3 protein-coding genes are annotated in these 2,905 nt (G+C 36.4%); 2 read left to right on the top strand and 1 reads right to left on the bottom strand.

Features of this window, described 5'->3' with window-relative positions; translation table 11 throughout:
* Positions 1-1,050 (bottom strand): hypothetical protein (locus KG732_RS12840; RefSeq protein ID WP_213524406.1); only part of this gene is annotated, 1,050 nt, incomplete at its 3' end.
* A 539-nt stretch (positions 1,051-1,589) separates the two neighbouring features.
* Between KG732_RS12840 and KG732_RS12845 the strand changes: the two genes are divergently transcribed.
* Together KG732_RS12845 and KG732_RS12850 are read left to right on the top strand one after the other, a co-directional pair.
* On the top strand, positions 1,590-1,985 hold the full coding sequence (locus KG732_RS12845; RefSeq protein WP_213524408.1) for a transposase: 396 nt from the start codon (positions 1,590-1,592) through the stop codon (positions 1,983-1,985).
* The coding region (locus KG732_RS12850; RefSeq protein ID WP_213524410.1) for an IS3 family transposase at positions 1,985-2,905 on the top strand (921 nt) is incomplete at its 3' end. The genes KG732_RS12845 and KG732_RS12850, both read left to right, overlap by 1 nt.

A 2,905-nucleotide genomic window follows, 5' to 3' on the forward strand; every position in this document is an offset into this window, starting at 1 on the left:
CTTAATAGAATTCAATATTGCAATTGCCTGATTAACCTCTCGGTCTTTCATATCGGCAAGGGTTGCAAGACTGTCTTTTGCTCTATCTTTTGTTAGCTTTCCAACTGCAATCGAATCAGCTAATTTTGTTAGCTTTTGAGATGATTCAAGATAATTTTCACTCGAATCATTTTCTTGACTTTCATTAAAATAGTCAATTCCACATTGCATTATCTCATTTGCCAATTGGTCAGCAACTGCCTTGTATTTTAAGTCGCTTGTGCCAAGTAATGATTTTAGAAGTGATAAATCGTCCTTTGTGTTTGTGAATAATTTTAAACCAAATTCATAGGCTCTGCCTTTGGCTGCTTTTCGTTTCTTTTTACAACTCTCAATTTGGCTTTCGATTTTATGTAATGGTTCTTCTGTAAACTTTTTTGAAAGGTACTTTTGAGTAGTTCCGTTGCATCCACTAAACAATTGCAATGTTTCTGAACTTGAATACTGATTTTTGAATTGCGTCAGCAATTCATCAATCAATTTTTCAGATTGTTTTTGATTGTCAATTGTATAGGTTTCATCTGCAACAGAATGCACGAAGCTTTCAAAGTAGTCTGATTCAATGAGCTTGATTTTGGCTTCAATCCCTGTTTTAATATCAGATTTATCCCTGCTTAAAAGTTTGTATGTACCCAAATTGTTGAACGCAGAGAAATTTTTGGAATTAACATCCTTGTCGGTTGTTACTTTTTCCCATATTTCAAGTGCTTTTTCTTCATCACCATTTTTCAGATATTCAATTGCAGTGTTGTCAAATGGACTGGCATTTAAGAACCAAAACAAGGCGTAATTAACTTTGTCTTGGTTTTGCTCAACATTTGAAAATGCTTTGTTTACAGAATCTTCCGTTCTGTCAATACTCCCGAGAATTTGAAAGTCAAAGTCTGATTTGATTTCTTTGCCAACCTTTGTGTAGGCTTTAATTTTCCCTTTTTGCTTTTCAAGTTCCTTTGTCGTTGCGTTTGAGAGAATACCCGCAATTCGATAAGGGTTATTTTGTATTAACTCCATATTTCTTCGGTTGGCTTTGTGTTCCTAAAAATACTATTCATTCTATTTCTTTTTTTACGGTTTCCCGTATTCTGTTCAATTTTCGGTCGAGCGTTGGCAAAAAACAGCTCTTTTGGTTTTTTCAGCGTTGGCTTTGCGTGTCGGCAAAAACCAAATGTGCTGTTTGTGCGGTTGGCTTTTCTTGTATGCCGCACAACTTATTTATAAAGGTAATATTATCTTTATACGCCTATATCAACAACCCTACTAAGTAACTATTTATTAATGAGTTAATCTGTTTTTATAGGCGTTTACTCCATTTATTTTTTGCAAAAAAGCGTTGCCAGCACATGGTGTGCTTACCAGTACAGCTGCTGTTTTCCAGCTCTATGCTCTTTTTGTTTTCAATTTATAAAAAAAATTGGAAATGGGGGGTTGGGTTTTTGGGTTAATGGGGGATTGGGTTTTTGGGGTATTGGGTTTTTGGGTTGTTGGTTATTAGGGCGGGGTCGCTTTGTCATTCCCTGAAATAGGTTGACCGTTTTTAAGCCAAAATAAAAATGATAAAAACGGGAAAAAGGATTAATTCTGTCCGCAAGTATTCTGAAGAATTTAAGCGTAAATTAGTTCAGGATTTTGAAAAAGGTGTAATGTCTGTTCCTCAGATGGAGCAGTATTATGAAGTGAGTAATGCAACTATATATAACTGGATATATAAATACTCCTCATACAATGAGAAAAACGTCAGGATAGTTGAGATGAAAAACAGCCAAACCAACAAAGTCAAAGAGCTTGAAAAAAAAGTACAAGAGCTTGAGCGTAGTGTAGGCCAGAAACAGATTATGATTGATTATCTGGAAAAGATGATTGATTTGGCCAAGGAAACCTACTCAATCGACATTAAAAAAAACTCCGACACCCCACCCTCTGGTGGTTCCAATCTAACCGAGAAATGATGAGCTATTCACTTAACGAACTTTATCGGACGGTTGGGGTGAGCAAACAGTCAGTTCATCAAGCTGAAAAACGTCAGGCATCATTTGACCAAGAGCTTGCTGAGCTTGTGATTTTGGCAGATCAAATTAAAGAGGAGCACCCAGGCTGTGGGGTTGAAAAGATGTATTATACCTTAAAGCCAAAATGTATGGGTAGGGATAAATTTTGTGAAATTTTCCTTCATCTAGGTTATGGGGTCAAACCGATCAGGAACTATCACCGCACTACTTTCAGCGGGGATATATTTTATCCTAATGTGATTGAGGGTATGACAGTAACAAGGCCTTTTCAGGTTATTCAAAGCGATATTACTTATTTTAGTGTGGGTTTAGAGCATTATTATTTGGTGTTCATAATAGATGTGTATACCCGCTTAGTTATAGGGTACGCTGTTAGTAACCACCTGCGAGCTGAAGCAAATGTGAAAGCATTAAAAATGGCCTTGAAGGTAATTGATTACCAGCCATGGGGTTTGATCCATCATTCAGACAGAGGATCTCAGTATAGTAGCAAGATATACACTGACTTGTTAAAAAAGAATCAAATACACATCAGTATGGGAGAAGTTGCTTGGGAAAACCCTTATGCAGAGCGTATTAATGGCATTATAAAAAACGAATACCTTAAAAAATGGGTGATTAGAGATTTTAAAGCCTTAAAGGTCAAAGTTGCAAAAGCGATCGATAACTATAATAATAAGAGACTTCATAGAGCCTTCAATATGAAATATAGCCCTATGCATTTTTATAAAAAATGGGTAGATTTAAGTGCCCAAGAAAGACCGATGGTGATTATTTACACCGAAGGAAAGAGAAACTTCTTAGGGGCATCGAGCCCCTTTGAAGTTTGCCCAAGAGAAGAACCTCAGGCTCATAATTGC

Source organism: Nonlabens sp., from assembly GCF_018401815.1.
In the GTDB taxonomy this organism is placed as follows: domain Bacteria; phylum Bacteroidota; class Bacteroidia; order Flavobacteriales; family Flavobacteriaceae; genus Nonlabens.

What these genes read in the sequence shown, in the direction of transcription:
- KG732_RS12845 (WP_213524408.1), top strand. Translation starts at nt 1,590, where the DNA reads ATGATAAAAACGGGAAAAAGGATTAATTCTGTCCGCAAGTATTCTGAA.